Below are 13,946 nucleotides of genomic sequence, written 5' to 3'. Positions count from 1 at the left end.
GACCGGGAAGGTGAGGGCCCGTCCACGGCCGCGCTAGGAGGCAGAACGTTGAACCGCTTCTTCCGGCTCTCTCCCGTGCTCCGCGCCCGCAAGGCCCAGGAGGACGCGGCCAAGGGCGCCGTCATCCAGTCCCGGGCCGACATCCGTGATGCCGAGGCCCTCGTACGCCGCAAGCATCTCGACCTGGTCGGAGCCGAGGCGCCCACCGAGGGCTCGGCCCGCGCCATCGTCGCCGGCCTGGTCGCCCGCCAGTCGCTGGCCGGGGCCCTGATGAGCGCCCATCGCATGGTCTCCGACGCGCAGGAGATCGAGCGCGAGCGCATGGCCGTGCTGGCCGACGCCGCCAAACGCCGCCGTGCGGTCGAGATGATGGCCGAGCGGCACGCCGAGATGGTGCGCGCCAACGACCTCCGCCGGGACCAGGCCAACCTCGACGAGCTGGCGATGACCAGCAAGGCCCGCAACGCCGCTCGCGGCGGAGGCGCTGAATGATCGGTGTCACCGGGGTGCTCAACCGCATCCAGGAGTTGCAGGGCCAGCTCGGCCTCACACCGGTCAATCCGGCCCCGGGCGCCACCGGCACCGTCGGCACCGCCACGACCACCGGCGCCGGCGGCAACGTCTCGTTCGCCTCGGCGCTGGCCACCGCGACCGGCCAGGGCGGCGGGATGCGGCTGAACAACCAGGCCAGCGGCCAGGACGTGGTCGACGCGGCCAAAAAATATCTCGGCACCCCGTACGTCTTCGGAAGCACCGACCCCGACAAGGGCCTGGACTGCTCGGCGCTGGTGCAGCGCGCCTACAGCGACCTCGGCATCAAGCTGCCCCGCCTGTCCCATCAGCAGGCCAAGGCCGGCGAGCCGGTGGCCAACCTGGCCCAGGCCAAGCCGGGCGACATCCTGGCGTTCGACTCCCCCGTCGACCACGTCGCCATCTACCTCGGCGACAACAAGATGATCGCGGCGCCCAAGCCGGGTGACCACGTCAAGATCCAGAGTGTCTACGAGAAGCCCACGCACATCCGCCGGGTCGTCTCAGACTTCTCCGCGGTGGCCGGTGGTCAGAACGTCGCCGCGGTCCGGCCGGCCAGTCTGCAGGGCACCGGCTCGCTGGCCGGAGTTCCGTACGCCGACATGTTCGTCAAGGCCGGCAACCGCTACGGCGTCTCCCCCAAGCTGCTGGCCGCGGTGGCCAAGGTCGAGTCCGGGTACGACCCGCAGGCCGTCAGCAAGGCCGGCGCGCAGGGGCTCATGCAGCTCATGCCGTCGACCGCGCGCGGCCTGGGCGTCAAGAACTCGTTCGACCCCGAGCAGGCGATCAACGGCGGGGCCAAGCTGCTGGCCCGCAACCTGCGTGAGTTCAAGTCGCTGCCGCTGGCTCTGGCCGCCTACAACGCGGGCGGCGGCGCGGTGCACCGGTACGGCGGCATCCCGCCGTTCTCGGAGACCCAGGCCTATGTCCCGAAGGTCCAGAAGGCCCTCGCCGCGCTCGGCGGCTGACCGCCGAGCGCCCCAACCTGAAGGAGAGGCTGATCAAGATGCCGAATTCCGTCAGCGGGCCCGACCGCGCGTCGGTCGCCGACATCGGCCGTCGTCCCGGCAGCAAGCGGGGCGAGGGCGCGGAGGAGTTCGGTTCCGCGCTCTCGGCCGAGCTCGACAAGCCGAAGCGGGACGAGCCGAACCGGGCGGACGGGCGCGACGACCGCCGGACCGCCGATCAGCGGACCGCCGAGGACCGGGCCGCCGACCGGACCATGGACCGCGCCGCCGACCGGGCGGCCGCGGACCGCGCCGCCGATCGGGCCGCTGACCGCCGGGCCGAGGCCGAGCAGGCCGCCGCCGGGCGCAGCGCCCTGCAGCGTGACGCGGCCGACCGGGCCGCCGCCACGAACCGGGCCGATCAGCGTCGCGCCGACCGCCCCGCCGACCGCCAGACCGATCGCCCGGCCGACGCTCAGGAAACCGCCGGTCGCACTGGGACCGAGCGCGCCGACGGCGACAAAAAGACCGACTCCTCCGGCACGACCACCGGCGCCGACGAGACCAGACCGGCGGAGGCTCAGGCGGCCGCCACCCCATCGAGCGCCGCGCAGACCGCCGCCGCGACCGCCGGAGCCGCCCCGCCGCAGCCGGCCAACCCGAACGCCCCGGCCGAGGCCGCGAAGGGCGATGCCTCTGACGCCGTCTCGCTCGCCGGAGGACCCATCCGGCCCGCCACCCCTCAGGCCGCCGCGAACGCGCCGGCCCCGGACGCGGCCGCTGCTCAGCCGGGCACGGGTGCTCCTGGCACCGGGACTCCCGGTACGGCCACTCCCGGCACGGCTCTTCCGCCCGCCCTCGCCGCCCAGGTCGCCCAGAACGCCGCCGCGGCCCAGGGTGGCCAGGACGGCCATCCGGCCGTCGGCACCGACCCCACCGGCACCGCGACACCGGCCGGACCGCTGGCCGCGGCCGACGCCGCGGCCACGCTCACCTCGCCCGCCGGCATCGAGACCCCGATGGCCGGGCCACGCCCGGCCGGCCTCGCCCCGCCTACGACCGACGCCGCGACGGCCACCACGCCGGCCGGACCGGCTCCCACACCCACCGGCACCACGCCCGCCGACCCCGCGGCCCAGCCGGACGCCACGGCCGGGCCGCCGGCGGCGATGCCCGACCAGGCCCAGACCGACGCCGGCACCGCCGCCCCGACCGCCAACCCGGTCAACCCGGCCGCCGCCCCCGGCGTGGCCCCGGACGGCACCGCGACCCCGGGCGCGCTCGGCCAGGCCGGCATCGCCGGAGTCACCGGACCGCAGGCGGCTGCTCCGGCCGCGCCCGCCGCCGGCACCGCACCCCCGCCCAGCCCGGCGCAGGCCTTCCAGCCGACCGCCGCCCAGCTGGCCACCCGGATCATCCCGCTCAAGCTGGACGCGGACGGCGTACACCGGCTGACCGTGCACCTGCACCCCGTCGACCTGGGCCCGGTGCAGGTGGTGGCCGAGATCCGCAACGGCGAGATCAACGTGCAGCTGACCAGCGGCACCGACGCCGGCAACGAGGCGCTGCGCAACGCCATGGACGACCTGCGCCGCGAGCTGAACGACGCCGGTTTCCGCAACACCTCGCTCGATCTGAGGCAGGGCAACGCCCAGCAGGAGCAGGCCCGGCAGCAGTTCACCCAGGGCGGTCTCCCGGGCGGCGGCCGCCGGGACACCACGGCCGGACCGGCCACCGCCGAGACGACCGCTCCGACGATCCGCCGGGCCGCCCCGGGCACCAGCCGCCTGGACACGCACGCCTAGCGCTTCCTTCTCCACAGCAAGAAGAGGGGGTGGCCGCCGAAGCGGTCACCCCCTCTTTTGCTGACCCTGGTCAGGCCGGCTTCTCCGTCCCGTCCATGGGCGTCGGCGTCACCGGGGCGCCTTCCGGCTTCCCCTCCGGCCGGCCGTAACCCGCGGTGACGAACCGCAACGCCGCCAGCAGCAGCGCGGCGATCGGAACCGCGATCACGAACCGGATCAGTACCTCGGTGACATCGATCTGGTCGAGGACGTAGCGATAGAGCGCCGGCGCGCTCATCAGGAGCGCGAACAGCAGAACCGACGGACGGATCACTGCCGCACCGAGCGGGTGACGCGCCGCGGGGCCGCGGCGACCGGCTGGACGTCCGAGGCGATCCGCGCACAGAGCATGGCGGCCCAGGCGTGCGGAGTGGCCGGCTTGCCGTCGAGCGAGTAGATCGGCAGCTCGAGCCCGAGCACCGAGGCCGGGTCACCGGTCAGCTCGACGCCGTGCACCACCAGCGACTCGACCTCGCCGAGCGTCCGCAGGTGGCGGGCGCTGTCGGCGGTCTTGCGGGTGGCGTCGACGACCGCCCAGACCGCGGTGGCCCCGATCGCGTCGCACATCTCGTTGACCCAGATGGTGTCGGTGCCACCGACCGGCGCCTCGAGGACGACGACCCAGGGTTCCTCGGCGCTGTGCAGCTTCTCGGCCCGGGACTCGGCCGACTCCGGCGTCGAGATCAGGCGGGACGAGTGCAGCCCGGTGCCGGCCGTCGACTGGGCGGCGAGCAGCAGGTGGTTCTCGGGCACGCCGATCTGCTCGAGCAGCTGGCGGCCGATCGTCACCCCGAGGTTGATGTCGCCCGCGAGCACCAGGATCTCGCCCGGCCCGTCCGGAATGCCCGGAGCGCTGGGCCGCGCGGCCAGCACACTCAGAACGCCGGCGTAGGTGTCGCTGCCGGTGATCTGGCGGGCCATGTTCTCGGGCATGCCGACCGACATGAGGTTGCGGACGACCGGCTCGTTGTCGGCCACCGGCTCGGCGACCGGCACCGGCGCGGGCGTGGCGGCCGGGACGGCCGAGACCGGCGCGGCCTGCTTGAACCCGTACACCTCGGGCGCCGGGGTCTCGATGACCGGCTCCGGAGCCGGCGGCACCTCGTCGATCTCGATCTCGCTCGCGGCCAGGCCACCGATCCGCTCGGCCAGGCTGGGCGCGGGCGAGGTCGGCATCGCGGCCGGTGCGGCCGGGCTGATCGGAGCGGCCATCGGAGCCGGAGCCGCCATCGGAGCCGCGGCCATCGGGGCCGGAGCGGGCGGCTCGGGCACATAGGCCGGGGCGGCGGGCGACTGCGGCGCCACCGCGGGCGGCGGCGCGGCAGGCGTCCGGGCCACGTTGACCGGCGACTCGCTCGCGGCGGCCGGGCGGAACGGCCGTACGGTCGGGGTGTCCTCCCGCGGAGCGGGCTTGGGCCGCGACGTGAGCTGTTCGCCCCCGCCTCCACCACCCGGGGTGCCGCTGTTGAGACCGGCCATCAGCTCGGCGAAGGCGGCCCCGGTGTCGCCGAGGGCGGCGTGGCGTCCCTCGTCGGCCCCGAAGTTGTTCTCGGCCGCCGGCCGGGGCGCGGTCTCGCCCGGGCGGGTCATGCCGAACGACGCCGGCGTCACCGACCGGGGTGAGGACGATCCGAACGGGCGCGGGGCGCTCCGGCCGGGTTCGTCGAGCCGGTCCTGCGACTCGGCCCGCTCCAGGAGCCGTTCCAGGCTGTGCTGGCCGGTGTCGGCCGTCTTCGTCCGTGAAGCCATGTCATTCCTGTCCTCGTTCGGGTCCGGCACCTCGACCGACAGCTCGTAATGCTGTTTCGCGAAGAAGCCACCGACACCGCCACTGCGGACCTTGTCGGCGGAGATGATCCGGACACGGGAGCCGTACTCATCGCGCACCTGAGCCAGCAACGGCTCGATGGCCGGCCCCTCAAGCAGCACCCGCGTAGGCACCGTTGACCACCCCAATCGTCTCGATCTGTGCTGTGGAACCAGAGATTTCGCCGTACGACAGCACCTGGACCCGGCGTGAGCCGGCGCGCAGAAGACGCATCAGGGGCAGTCGCAACTGTGGCGAGCAGGCCAGCACCGGGGCCAGACCCTGCTGTTCCGCGGTCTCGGTGAGCCGGGCCGCCTCACTGACGATCGCCTCGGCACGCATGCCGTCGATCGCCATGAAGGCCCCCGTCTCACTGGGCCGCAGAGATTCGAGCAGTTGCTGCTCGAGCATGGGATCGAGCGTGATCACCGTGAGACGGCCGGCGGTCGTGTACTGGGCCGCGATGGCGGGACCCAGAGCCGCACGGGCCGCCTCGACCAGGCTGTCCTGGTCGACGGAGACCTTCGCTCGAAGGGAGAGTGCCTCGAAGATGCGGACCAGGTCGCGGATCGGCACGCCCTCGTCGAGCAGCCCCTGGAGCACCTTCTGAATCTGGCCGAGGCTGAGCACCGCGGGCGTCAACTCCTCGACCACGACCGGGTGGGTGCGCTTGACCGTCTCGGTCAGCGCGCGCACGTCCTCGCGGCCGAGCAGCCGGCTCGCGTTGCTGCGGACCACTTCGGCCAGGTGCGTGATGATCACGCTGGCCCGGTCGACGACGGTCGCACCGGAGAGCTCGGCCTGGTAGTGCAGCTCGGAGGGGACCCACTTGCCGGGCAGGCCGAACACCGGCTCGACGCCGGCCTTGCCGGGCAGGCCCTGGAGCCCGTCGCCGATCGCCAGCACCGTGCCCGGCGGCGCCTCGCCGGTGCCGGCGTCGGTGCCGGAGATCCGGATGGCGTACGAGGAGAGCGGAAGGTCGAGATCGTCGCGCGTGCGCACCGGCGGCATGATCACGCCGAGCTCCATCGCCATCTTGCGCCGCAGAGCCCGTACGCGGTCGAGCAGGTCACCGCTGCTGGCGTCGACCAGGTCGACCAGGTCGGGTGAGAGCGCCAGCTCCAGCGGGTCGACCCGCATCTCGCCCAGGAGTTGCTCGGGCGAGTCCGCGGGCGGCATCTCGGGCGCCTCGCCGGCCGCCGCGATCGCCGCCTGCTCGTCCTCCGGCACCGGATCCTTGATCTTCTGGGCGGCGAACAGGACCCCCGCGCCGACCACCAGGAACGGGAGTTTGGGCAGGCCCGGGATGACGCACAGGGCGAGCGACGCGCCACCGGCGATGCGCAGCGCGAGCTTGTTCTGGCTGAGCTGGGTGGTGACCGTCGAGCCCATGTCGCCCGAGGTCGCCGAGCGGGTCACGATCAGACCGGTGGCGACCGAGAGCAGCAGGGCCGGGATCTGCGAGACCAGACCGTCGCCGATGCTCAGCAGGCTGTAGTGGTTCATCGCGTCGCCGGCCGACATGCCCTGCTGGGCCACGCCGATGGCGAAGCCGCCGACCAGGTTGATCAGCGTGATGATGACGGCCGCGATGGCGTCACCCTTGACGAACTTGGAACCACCGTCCATGGCGCCGTAGAACTCGGCCTCGGCGCCCACCTCGGCCCGGCGCTTCTTGGCCTGGTCCTCGTCGATCAGGCCGGCGTTCAGGTCGGCGTCGATCGCCATCTGCTTACCCGGCATGGCGTCGAGGGTGAACCGGGCGCCCACCTCGGCCACGCGCTCGGCGCCCTTGGTGACCACGACCATCTGGACGATGACCAGGATCAGGAAGATCACCAGACCGATGACCAGGTTGCCACCGACGACGAAGCTGCCGAACGCGTGGATCACCTTGCCGGCGTCACCCTCGCTGAGCACGAGCCGGGTCGCGCTGATGTTGAGCGCGAGGCGGAACAGGGTGGCCACCAGCAGCAGGGCCGGGAAGATCGAGAAGTCCAGCGGTTTCTGGACGAACATGCTGGTCAGCATGATCAGCAGAGCGGCCGTGATGTTGAGCGCGATCAGCATGTCCAGCAGGAAGGTCGGCAAGGGCACGACCATCATGAGGACGATGCCGACCACCCCGACGGGTACGGCAAGTTTGCTGATGTTGCGGTTCTTCACGGCACCTTCCAGGAGTGGGCGTGGGAGCCATCCCTGCGCGGTCGTCGCCGTCCTGGCGTTTTTCTGTTCGGCGGTCCGTCGCCTTCACTGAGCAAGGGCTGCTCTCCAAGGCGATCTTCCCTCGTTCGAGGGACCTATGTGAGGAAATCTCCTAACTTTTCAGTTATGCGGCTTCTGATTCAGAATGTGGGTTGCGGTGCAGGCCTGCCGCCGATCCCTTCGTCTTCAGGCTCATGACGAACGCCAGCACCTTGGCCACCGCGCCGAAGAACTCGGCCGGGATCTCGTGCCCCACCTCGACGCCGCCGTAGAGGGCCCGGGCCAGCGGTTTGTCCTCGACCATGGGCACCCGGTGCTCGGCCGCGAGCTCGCGGATCTTGGTGGCCAGCGGGCCCTGGCCCTTGGCCACCACCCGGGGCGCGCCCTTCTGCGGCTCGTAGCGCAGCGCCACCGCCACGTGGGTCGGGTTGACCATGATCACGTCGGCCGTCGGCACGTCGGCCATCTGCCGGTTGCGGGCCATGGCCATCTGCCGGGCCCGGATCTGGGCCTTGATCAGCGGGTCGCCCTCGCTGTTCTTGTACTCCTGCTTGACCTCTTCCTTGGTCATGCGCAGCTGCTTGTTGGTGCGGCGGCGCACGACGAAGTAGTCGGCCGCGGCCATCACGATGCCGGCCACCGAGGCGGCCCGGATCAGGTTGAGGGCGGCGTCGACGACCGTGCCGAGCAGGGCGGCGATAGGCAGCTGACCGGCGCTCATCAGGGCCGGGAAGACACTCTTGGTGGTGGCGTAGAGGACGCCGGCCAGCACCGCAGTCTTGATCAGCGCCTTGGCGCCCTCCCAGAGCGACTGCGGGCCGAGCATCCGCTTGAGGCCGGGCCACGGGTTGAGCTTGCTGAACTTGGGGATGAAGAGCTTGGTGGCGACCCGGATGCCGCCCTGGGCACCGGCCGCGGCGATGCCGACCACCATCATCGTCATGGACAGCGGGAGCACGGCCCAGACCGTGCCCATGCCGGCTTCCTTGAGCAGGGCCATCGCCTGGGCCGGCTCCGGGTCGGCGATGACGTCGGGGATCTGCGCCATCAGCTTCTCGGCGTGCTCGAGCGCCGACTCCAGGGTGCGGGGCAGCATGACGCTCGCGGCCAGCATGCCGAACCAGGCGCCGATGTCCTGGCTGCGGCCGATCTGGCCTTCGCGCTTGGCCTTCTTGAGTTTCTGGGGTGTCGGTTGTTCAGTCTTCTCTCCCGACATCTCACCCCCTAGCCGCCGCTGATCGTGACCACCGCGTTGACCGCGCGCTCCACGATCGAGTCGACCACGCCGGGCAGCGCGGAGATCGCAATACCGGAGATCAGCAGAACCATGAAGATCTTGGCCGGGAAGCCCAGCTGGAACGCGTTGAGCGCCGGAGCCACGCGGTTGAGCAGGCCGAACGCGACGTCGGTGAGAAACAGGACGGCGATCAGCGGGCCGGCGATCTGGATGGCGGCCATGAACATCTCGCCGATGCCCCGGATCAGCAGCTCGCTGAACTCGCCCGACGAGAAGGTCCAGTTCAGCGGCACGGTTTTGAACGTCTGCAGGAATCCGCGCAGCACCAGCTGGTGCCCGTCGGTGGCGAACAGCAGCGTGATGGCGACGAGGTTGTAGAACCGCCCGAAGATCGAGCTCTGGTTCTGCGACAGCGGGTCGTAACCCATGGCCAGCGTGAAACCACCGAACAGGTCGATCAGGTCACCCGCGGCCTGGAGGGCGGCGAACAGCAGCGCGGTGACGAACCCCAGCCCGGCGCCCACGAAGACCTGGATCAGGATGCTGAAGATGATGTCCGAGGTCTGCAGCGACGGGAGCGTGCCGCGCAGGTAGGGCGCCATCGGCAGGGTCAGCCCGATGGAGAGCAGCGCCTTGACCGTGCCCGGGATGAGCCGCGAGTTGAACGGCGGGCAGACCATCATCCAGGCCCCGGTGCGGGCCGCGCCGAGCATGAGGGCCAGCAGCTCGGCGGTCGGGACGCTGTAGTTCATCGGTACGAGGCCACCAGCGCCGTGAGGATCAACCCCCACCCGTTGACGATCACGAACAGCAAAAGCTTGAAGGGTAAAGCAACAGTCACCGGTGGCAGCATCATCATGCCCAGCGACATCAGGGACGCCGAGACCACCATGTCGATGAGCAGGAACGGGATGAAGATGACGAAGCCGATGATGAACGCGGCCCGCAGCTCGGACAGGATGAACGCGGGCACAAGCGTGGTGAGCTCGACGTCGTTGCGGTTGGCCGGCCGCTCCTGACCCGAGAGCTTGATCATCAGCGCCACCTCGTCGTCCCGGGTGGTCTTCCACATGAAGTCGCGCAGCGGCTGCACGCCGTCCTTGAAGGCCTGCGCCTGGGTCTTGTCACCCTTCAGATAGGGCTGCACGCCCTGCTCGTTCATGGCCGAGACGGTCGGGCCCATGATGAACAGGCTGATGAACAGGGCCAGACCGGCCAGCACCTGATTGGGCGGCATGCTGGTCAGACCGAGCGCGTTACGGGTGATGCCCAGCACCATGAAGATCTTGGTGAAGCACGTGCAGAGCAGCAGCAGGGCCGGCGCGACCGAGAGCACGGTCAGGCCCAGCATGATGATCAGGGAGGTGGCCGGGCGGCTGCCGTCCGGGTTGGTGCCCTGGATGTTGACGTTGAGGTTGGGGCCCCGGGGACGGGTGGGCGGGCTGGGTGGCGCGGGGGCCCGCTCGGGCAGGGCGACCGTGTAGGTCACCGGCGCGCGTTCCGGGGCGGCGGGCGTGCGGGACGGCTCGGCCGCGGCCGCACCGGGCAGCAGCACGAGCGCGAACCCGAGGCTCGCCAGCAGGAGGAACACCGCGCGTTTGATCATCGGTGGCTGGTCCGATCCCGGAGGAACTCGACCGCCGAGCGCCACGTGCGCGGCGAGAGGATCGAGCCTTCCAACCGGCTGGGCCGCGGGGCCGCCGGATGCCGGCCGGGCAGGTCGCCCGGCCCGTTCGCCAACTCCGTGGCCAGCTCGTCGTCGACCTCGACGTGGTCGCGGTGCTCGGCCGGGTGGTGCTCGAAGATCTCGACCTCGGCCTCGCCGAGCAGGCTGACCTGCTGATCGGTGACCCCGAGGATCATCGCGCGGTCGGCCACCTTGACCACGGCCACCGCGGCGCCCCGGGACAACTGCTGGCGGTTGAGCACCTCCAGGGTCCCGTGCCCGCGCCCGAGCAGCGGACGGCGGATGAGCCGGGCCAGGCCCCACATCATCCCCAGGATGATGAACAGCGAGAAGCCGATCCGCAGGACGAGCTCGAACAAGGCCGTTACTCCCGCTCGGTGCCGGGGGTGACGATCTCGGTGACCCGGATGCCGAAGTTCTCGTCGACCACCACGACCTCGCCCCGGGCGATCAGGCGTCCGTTGACCAGCAGGTCAGCGGGGCTGCCGGCGGCCCGGTCGAGCTCGACGATCGCTCCGGGCGTCAGAGACAGGAGCTCCCGTACGCTCATCCGGGTGCGGCCCAGCTCGGCCGACACCTCCATCTCGACGTCGTGCAGCATGTCCAGGCCTCCGCGGAGCTGCACCGCGGGTGCGGCCGCGGCCTCCCGGCGGGCCACGTTGCCGCCACCCGCGCCCTCGGCGGGCCAGGGGCTCAGCGCCAGCGCCAGCACGGCCCGGATCTCGGGGCCCTCGACCAGCGGCACCGCGACGGCGTCGTCCTTGGCGGCGATCGCGCTGAGCGCCACCTGCGGCTCCATCACCACGCCGGGGTCGAGCACGACGGGGCCGAAGATCCGGGCGGCGGCCTCGAGGGCCGGGCGCACCGCGGCGGTCAGGTCGAGCTCGCCGAGCGGACTCTCCTTGAGCGCGTCCGCCAGGTCCTGCCCGACCACCACGACGACCTCGCCGGCGGCCGCTCCGCTGAACCTGGCAGTGACCGCCTGCCCCTCGGTGAGGATGTCCGCGGACGCGGCGACCGGCTCGGCGACGGCCAGCGGCCGGCTCGTGGGAAGGACGCCCAGCGCGGCGTCGGCCGCGTTCCGGGCGAGCGCCAGCTGCGGCGCGGTGATGGTGGGCGCGGTCATGGGCGACCAGACTCCTTGGGCGATTCCTTGGGCGTCGGCACCACAAGACAGGCGAGCCGGGCACCCTGATTACCGGGAACTGCATGGGCGAAAACGGTCTCGTTGACGGTCACCTCGAGCGGCTGACTGGTCGGGTGACCCAACGGCACGACGTCTCCGGGACGTAGGTCCACGATGTCATCGGTTCGCATACGAATGGGCTGGAATCGGACCGCAACGTCGAGCGGAGCGGAGGAAAGTCCGGCCGTGAGGTTGCGCATCGCCAGGTCCTTGGCGGCCCGTTCGGCGTCGCTGAGCACCACCGTCTCGGTGCGCGACAGCACCGGGAGGATCGTGTTGAAGGGCAGGCAGATCGTGTGCATCGTCTCCTCGGCACCGATCTTCATGTCGAACGAGGCGATCACGCAGGCGTCACCGGGCTGATGGGCGCGGAGGAACTGCGCGTTGTACTCGATCTCCTTGAGCTTGGGCGACATGTCGACCAGCGTCTCGAAGCCGTACCGCAGCTCGCCCAGCATCCGCTCCAGCAGACCGCGGAGCAGGGGCATCTCGACCTCGGTCAGCGGCCGCTCGGGCTGGGCGCCGCCGGGGCCGCCGAGCATGTGATCAATAGCGGTCATGGAGGCCGAAGTGGCGATCTCCATGAGGGCCGAGCCGGGCAGCGGGTCGAGAACCACCACCGCGATCACCGTGGGGTTGTTCAGGGCCGCCACGTACTCGTCGTAGTTCAGCTGTTCGATCGAGGCCAGCGTGACGTTGCTGACCGCCCGCAGACGCGTCGTGAGCAGCGTCCCGCAGCTGCGTGCGTACGTCTCGAAGGCGATCTGCAGGGTCCGGATGTGCTCACGTGACAGCTTGATCGGCTTGCGGAAGTCGTACGCGGTCGGCCCTCCGCCCTGACCACGGCGGGACAGCCGGCCCGGGGTACGTGCGGCGTTGGTCACGTTGTCCCCATCGGCTCGTTTCCGGAACGGCTGAGCGCGAGGGGCGTTTTGATCCCGTTAAAGCCAGTAGGGCGGGTTCACCGCAGTGAACCCGCCCTGGCTGATGACTACTTGTTACTGGGTGACGAACGAGGTGTAGTACATCCCCATCACCATCTTCTTGCCGTCCTCGGTGTACGCCTTCACGATCTTCGCGGTGAGGTCGGTCTTGATCTCCTCGCGGCCCTTCTCGGTGGAGAGCGCGGCCAGGGTCTTGCCGGTGTACTCGTCGATCGCCAGCTCGCGGGCCTCGCTCGTGTCGACCGACTCGGCGCCGGCGTCCGCGGTCTGCTGCAGCGAGAAGTTCAGCTTGAGGTAGTGACCGTCGGCCAGGTTGATCGTCATCGCCTCTTCGAGGGCCACCACGCTGCCCTTGACCGGAGCGGCCTCGGCCTTGTCGCCCTTCAGCATGAAGAACGCTCCGGCGCCACCGCCACCGAGCAGCACGACGGCGGCGATAACGATGATCATCAGCATCTTCTTGGACTTCTTGGGGGCGTCGGCGGCGGTAGTAGTCGTCTCGTCCTTGCTCATCGAAAGCTCCTCTCAGTCGTGCGTCGGGTTGGTGTTGCCGGAAGTCGTGCCGGTCTCGCCAGTTGTATCGGCCTTGGTGGCGGGCGTTTGAGCTGACTTGGCTGCAGCTGAGGTTTGTCCCGGGTGCAGTTTGTTGTCGGCCCCGGCCGCGGCCGGCAGTAGCGCTGCCTGGTCGGCCGTGAGCGTCGTCAGAACAACGATGTCCACGCGGCGGTTCATGGTGATCGAGCGCGGGTCGGACGGGTCGATCAGTGGCTTGGTGTCGGAGAAACCGACGGCGCTCATCCGGTTCTTGGCGACGCCGTGAGCCCCCAGATAACGCACGGTGGTCGAGGCGCGGGCCGCGCTGAGTTCCCAGCCGCTCGGGTAGAACGTGGTCTTGGCCTTGAGCTGGTTGGTGTTGCCGTCGACCTCGATGTTGTTGGGCAGCTTGACCAGCGACGGGGCGATGGCGTCGAGGATCTTCTTGCCGCCGGGCTGCAGGTCGGCCCGGTTGCCGTTGAAGACGACCTCGTTGGTGAGGATGGTGACGACCAGGCCGCGCCGGTCGATGGTGAACTGCACCGAACCGAGCAGCTTCTGGGCGGCCAGAGCGTCGGAGATCTTGTTCTCGACCTTCTTGAGGTTCTCGGCCTCCTTGGCGGCGGCGTCCGCGTTCTGCGAAGCCTTCTTGCGGTCCTCGGCCGCCATCGCGGCCTTGACGGCCTCCTTCTGCTGAGCGGTCAGGTTGGACGAGCCGGCCTTGCCGTCGCCCGGGTTGGCGCCGGGGTCGATGGCGACGATCTCGGCACTGTTGCCGGAGCCGTCCATCGGGCCGGTCTGGCCCTGGAAGGCGACGCTCTGCGCGCCGAAACCGGACGAGAGACCGGAGGCGAGCTGGGCGAACTTCTTCATGTTGACGTCGCTCATGGAGTACAGGACGACGAAGAGAACGAACAGCAGGGTCAGCATGTCGGCGTAGGACACGAGCCAGCGCTCGTGATTGACGTGCTCCTCGTGCTCCTCGTGCTTCTGCTTACGCTTGCCCCCGCCACCGCTCATCGGG

14 protein-coding genes are annotated in these 13,946 nt (G+C 70.5%); 3 read left to right on the top strand and 11 right to left on the bottom strand.

The window, feature by feature from the left end; genetic code table 11:
- Positions 1-48 precede the first annotated feature (48 nt).
- The 3 genes from JIG36_RS17630 to JIG36_RS17620 are packed head-to-tail and all read left to right on the top strand — an operon-like array spanning position 49 to position 3,283.
- A complete protein-coding gene (locus tag JIG36_RS17630) occupies positions 49-492 on the top strand; it encodes a flagellar FliJ family protein (RefSeq protein WP_203377336.1) in 444 nt (147 codons plus the stop codon).
- Complete coding sequence (locus JIG36_RS17625; RefSeq protein WP_203377335.1) at positions 489-1,499, top strand: transglycosylase SLT domain-containing protein; 1,011 nt, start codon at positions 489-491, stop codon at positions 1,497-1,499. Before JIG36_RS17630 ends, JIG36_RS17625 begins: the two co-directional genes overlap by 4 nt.
- A 38-nt stretch (positions 1,500-1,537) precedes the next feature.
- Positions 1,538-3,283, top strand: a complete 1,746-nt coding sequence (locus JIG36_RS17620) for a flagellar hook-length control protein FliK (protein WP_203377334.1) — start codon at positions 1,538-1,540, stop codon at positions 3,281-3,283.
- Between the two features lie 70 nt (positions 3,284-3,353).
- On the opposite strand, the gene JIG36_RS17615 is transcribed toward JIG36_RS17620, so the two are convergent.
- From JIG36_RS17615 to JIG36_RS17565, 11 genes are all read right to left on the bottom strand, one after another.
- The gene (locus JIG36_RS17615; RefSeq protein ID WP_203377333.1) at positions 3,354-3,596 is read right to left on the bottom strand and encodes a hypothetical protein; all 243 of its coding nucleotides are present in this window, start codon (positions 3,594-3,596) and stop codon (positions 3,354-3,356) included.
- Positions 3,593-5,263, bottom strand: coding sequence for a hypothetical protein (locus tag JIG36_RS17610; RefSeq protein WP_203377332.1), 1,671 nt, complete (start codon positions 5,261-5,263; stop codon positions 3,593-3,595). Before JIG36_RS17610 ends, JIG36_RS17615 begins: the two co-directional genes overlap by 4 nt.
- A complete protein-coding gene (gene flhA / locus JIG36_RS17605) occupies positions 5,241-7,295 on the bottom strand; it encodes a flagellar biosynthesis protein FlhA (protein ID WP_203377331.1) in 2,055 nt (684 codons plus the stop codon). The genes JIG36_RS17610 and flhA overlap by 23 nt, the downstream gene beginning before the upstream one ends.
- A 163-nt stretch (positions 7,296-7,458) precedes the next feature.
- Entirely contained in the window at positions 7,459-8,550 is a 1,092-nt protein-coding gene (locus JIG36_RS17600; RefSeq protein ID WP_203377330.1) for an EscU/YscU/HrcU family type III secretion system export apparatus switch protein, read from the bottom strand.
- 8 nt (positions 8,551-8,558) lie between these two features.
- The gene (fliR, locus tag JIG36_RS17595) at positions 8,559-9,323 is read right to left on the bottom strand and encodes a flagellar biosynthetic protein FliR (RefSeq protein ID WP_203377329.1); all 765 of its coding nucleotides are present in this window, start codon (positions 9,321-9,323) and stop codon (positions 8,559-8,561) included.
- Positions 9,320-10,177 carry a flagellar type III secretion system pore protein FliP gene (fliP, locus tag JIG36_RS17590; RefSeq protein ID WP_203377328.1) on the bottom strand — a complete coding sequence of 286 codons (858 nt, stop codon included), beginning with the start codon at positions 10,175-10,177 and terminating at the stop codon, positions 9,320-9,322. Before fliP ends, fliR begins: the two co-directional genes overlap by 4 nt.
- Complete coding sequence (locus JIG36_RS17585; RefSeq protein ID WP_203377327.1) at positions 10,174-10,617, bottom strand: flagellar biosynthetic protein FliO; 444 nt, start codon at positions 10,615-10,617, stop codon at positions 10,174-10,176. Before JIG36_RS17585 ends, fliP begins: the two co-directional genes overlap by 4 nt.
- A gap of 5 nt (positions 10,618-10,622) precedes the next feature.
- Positions 10,623-11,384, bottom strand: coding sequence for a flagellar motor switch protein FliN (gene fliN / locus JIG36_RS17580; protein WP_203377326.1), 762 nt, complete (start codon positions 11,382-11,384; stop codon positions 10,623-10,625).
- Positions 11,381-12,328 carry a flagellar motor switch protein FliM gene (locus tag JIG36_RS17575; protein ID WP_203377325.1) on the bottom strand — a complete coding sequence of 316 codons (948 nt, stop codon included), beginning with the start codon at positions 12,326-12,328 and terminating at the stop codon, positions 11,381-11,383. The genes fliN and JIG36_RS17575 overlap by 4 nt, the downstream gene beginning before the upstream one ends.
- A 114-nt stretch (positions 12,329-12,442) precedes the next feature.
- Complete coding sequence (locus JIG36_RS17570) at positions 12,443-12,901, bottom strand: flagellar basal body-associated FliL family protein (protein WP_203377324.1); 459 nt, start codon at positions 12,899-12,901, stop codon at positions 12,443-12,445.
- A 12-nt stretch (positions 12,902-12,913) separates the two neighbouring features.
- Positions 12,914-13,942, bottom strand: coding sequence for a flagellar motor protein MotB (locus JIG36_RS17565; protein WP_203377323.1), 1,029 nt, complete (start codon positions 13,940-13,942; stop codon positions 12,914-12,916).
- Between the last annotated feature and the right edge of the window lie 4 nt (positions 13,943-13,946).

Source organism: Paractinoplanes ovalisporus (assembly GCF_016834655.1).
GTDB classification, from domain to species: Bacteria; Actinomycetota; Actinomycetes; order Mycobacteriales; family Micromonosporaceae; genus Actinoplanes; species Actinoplanes ovalisporus.
This window is presented reverse-complemented; position numbering and strand designations above follow the sequence as displayed.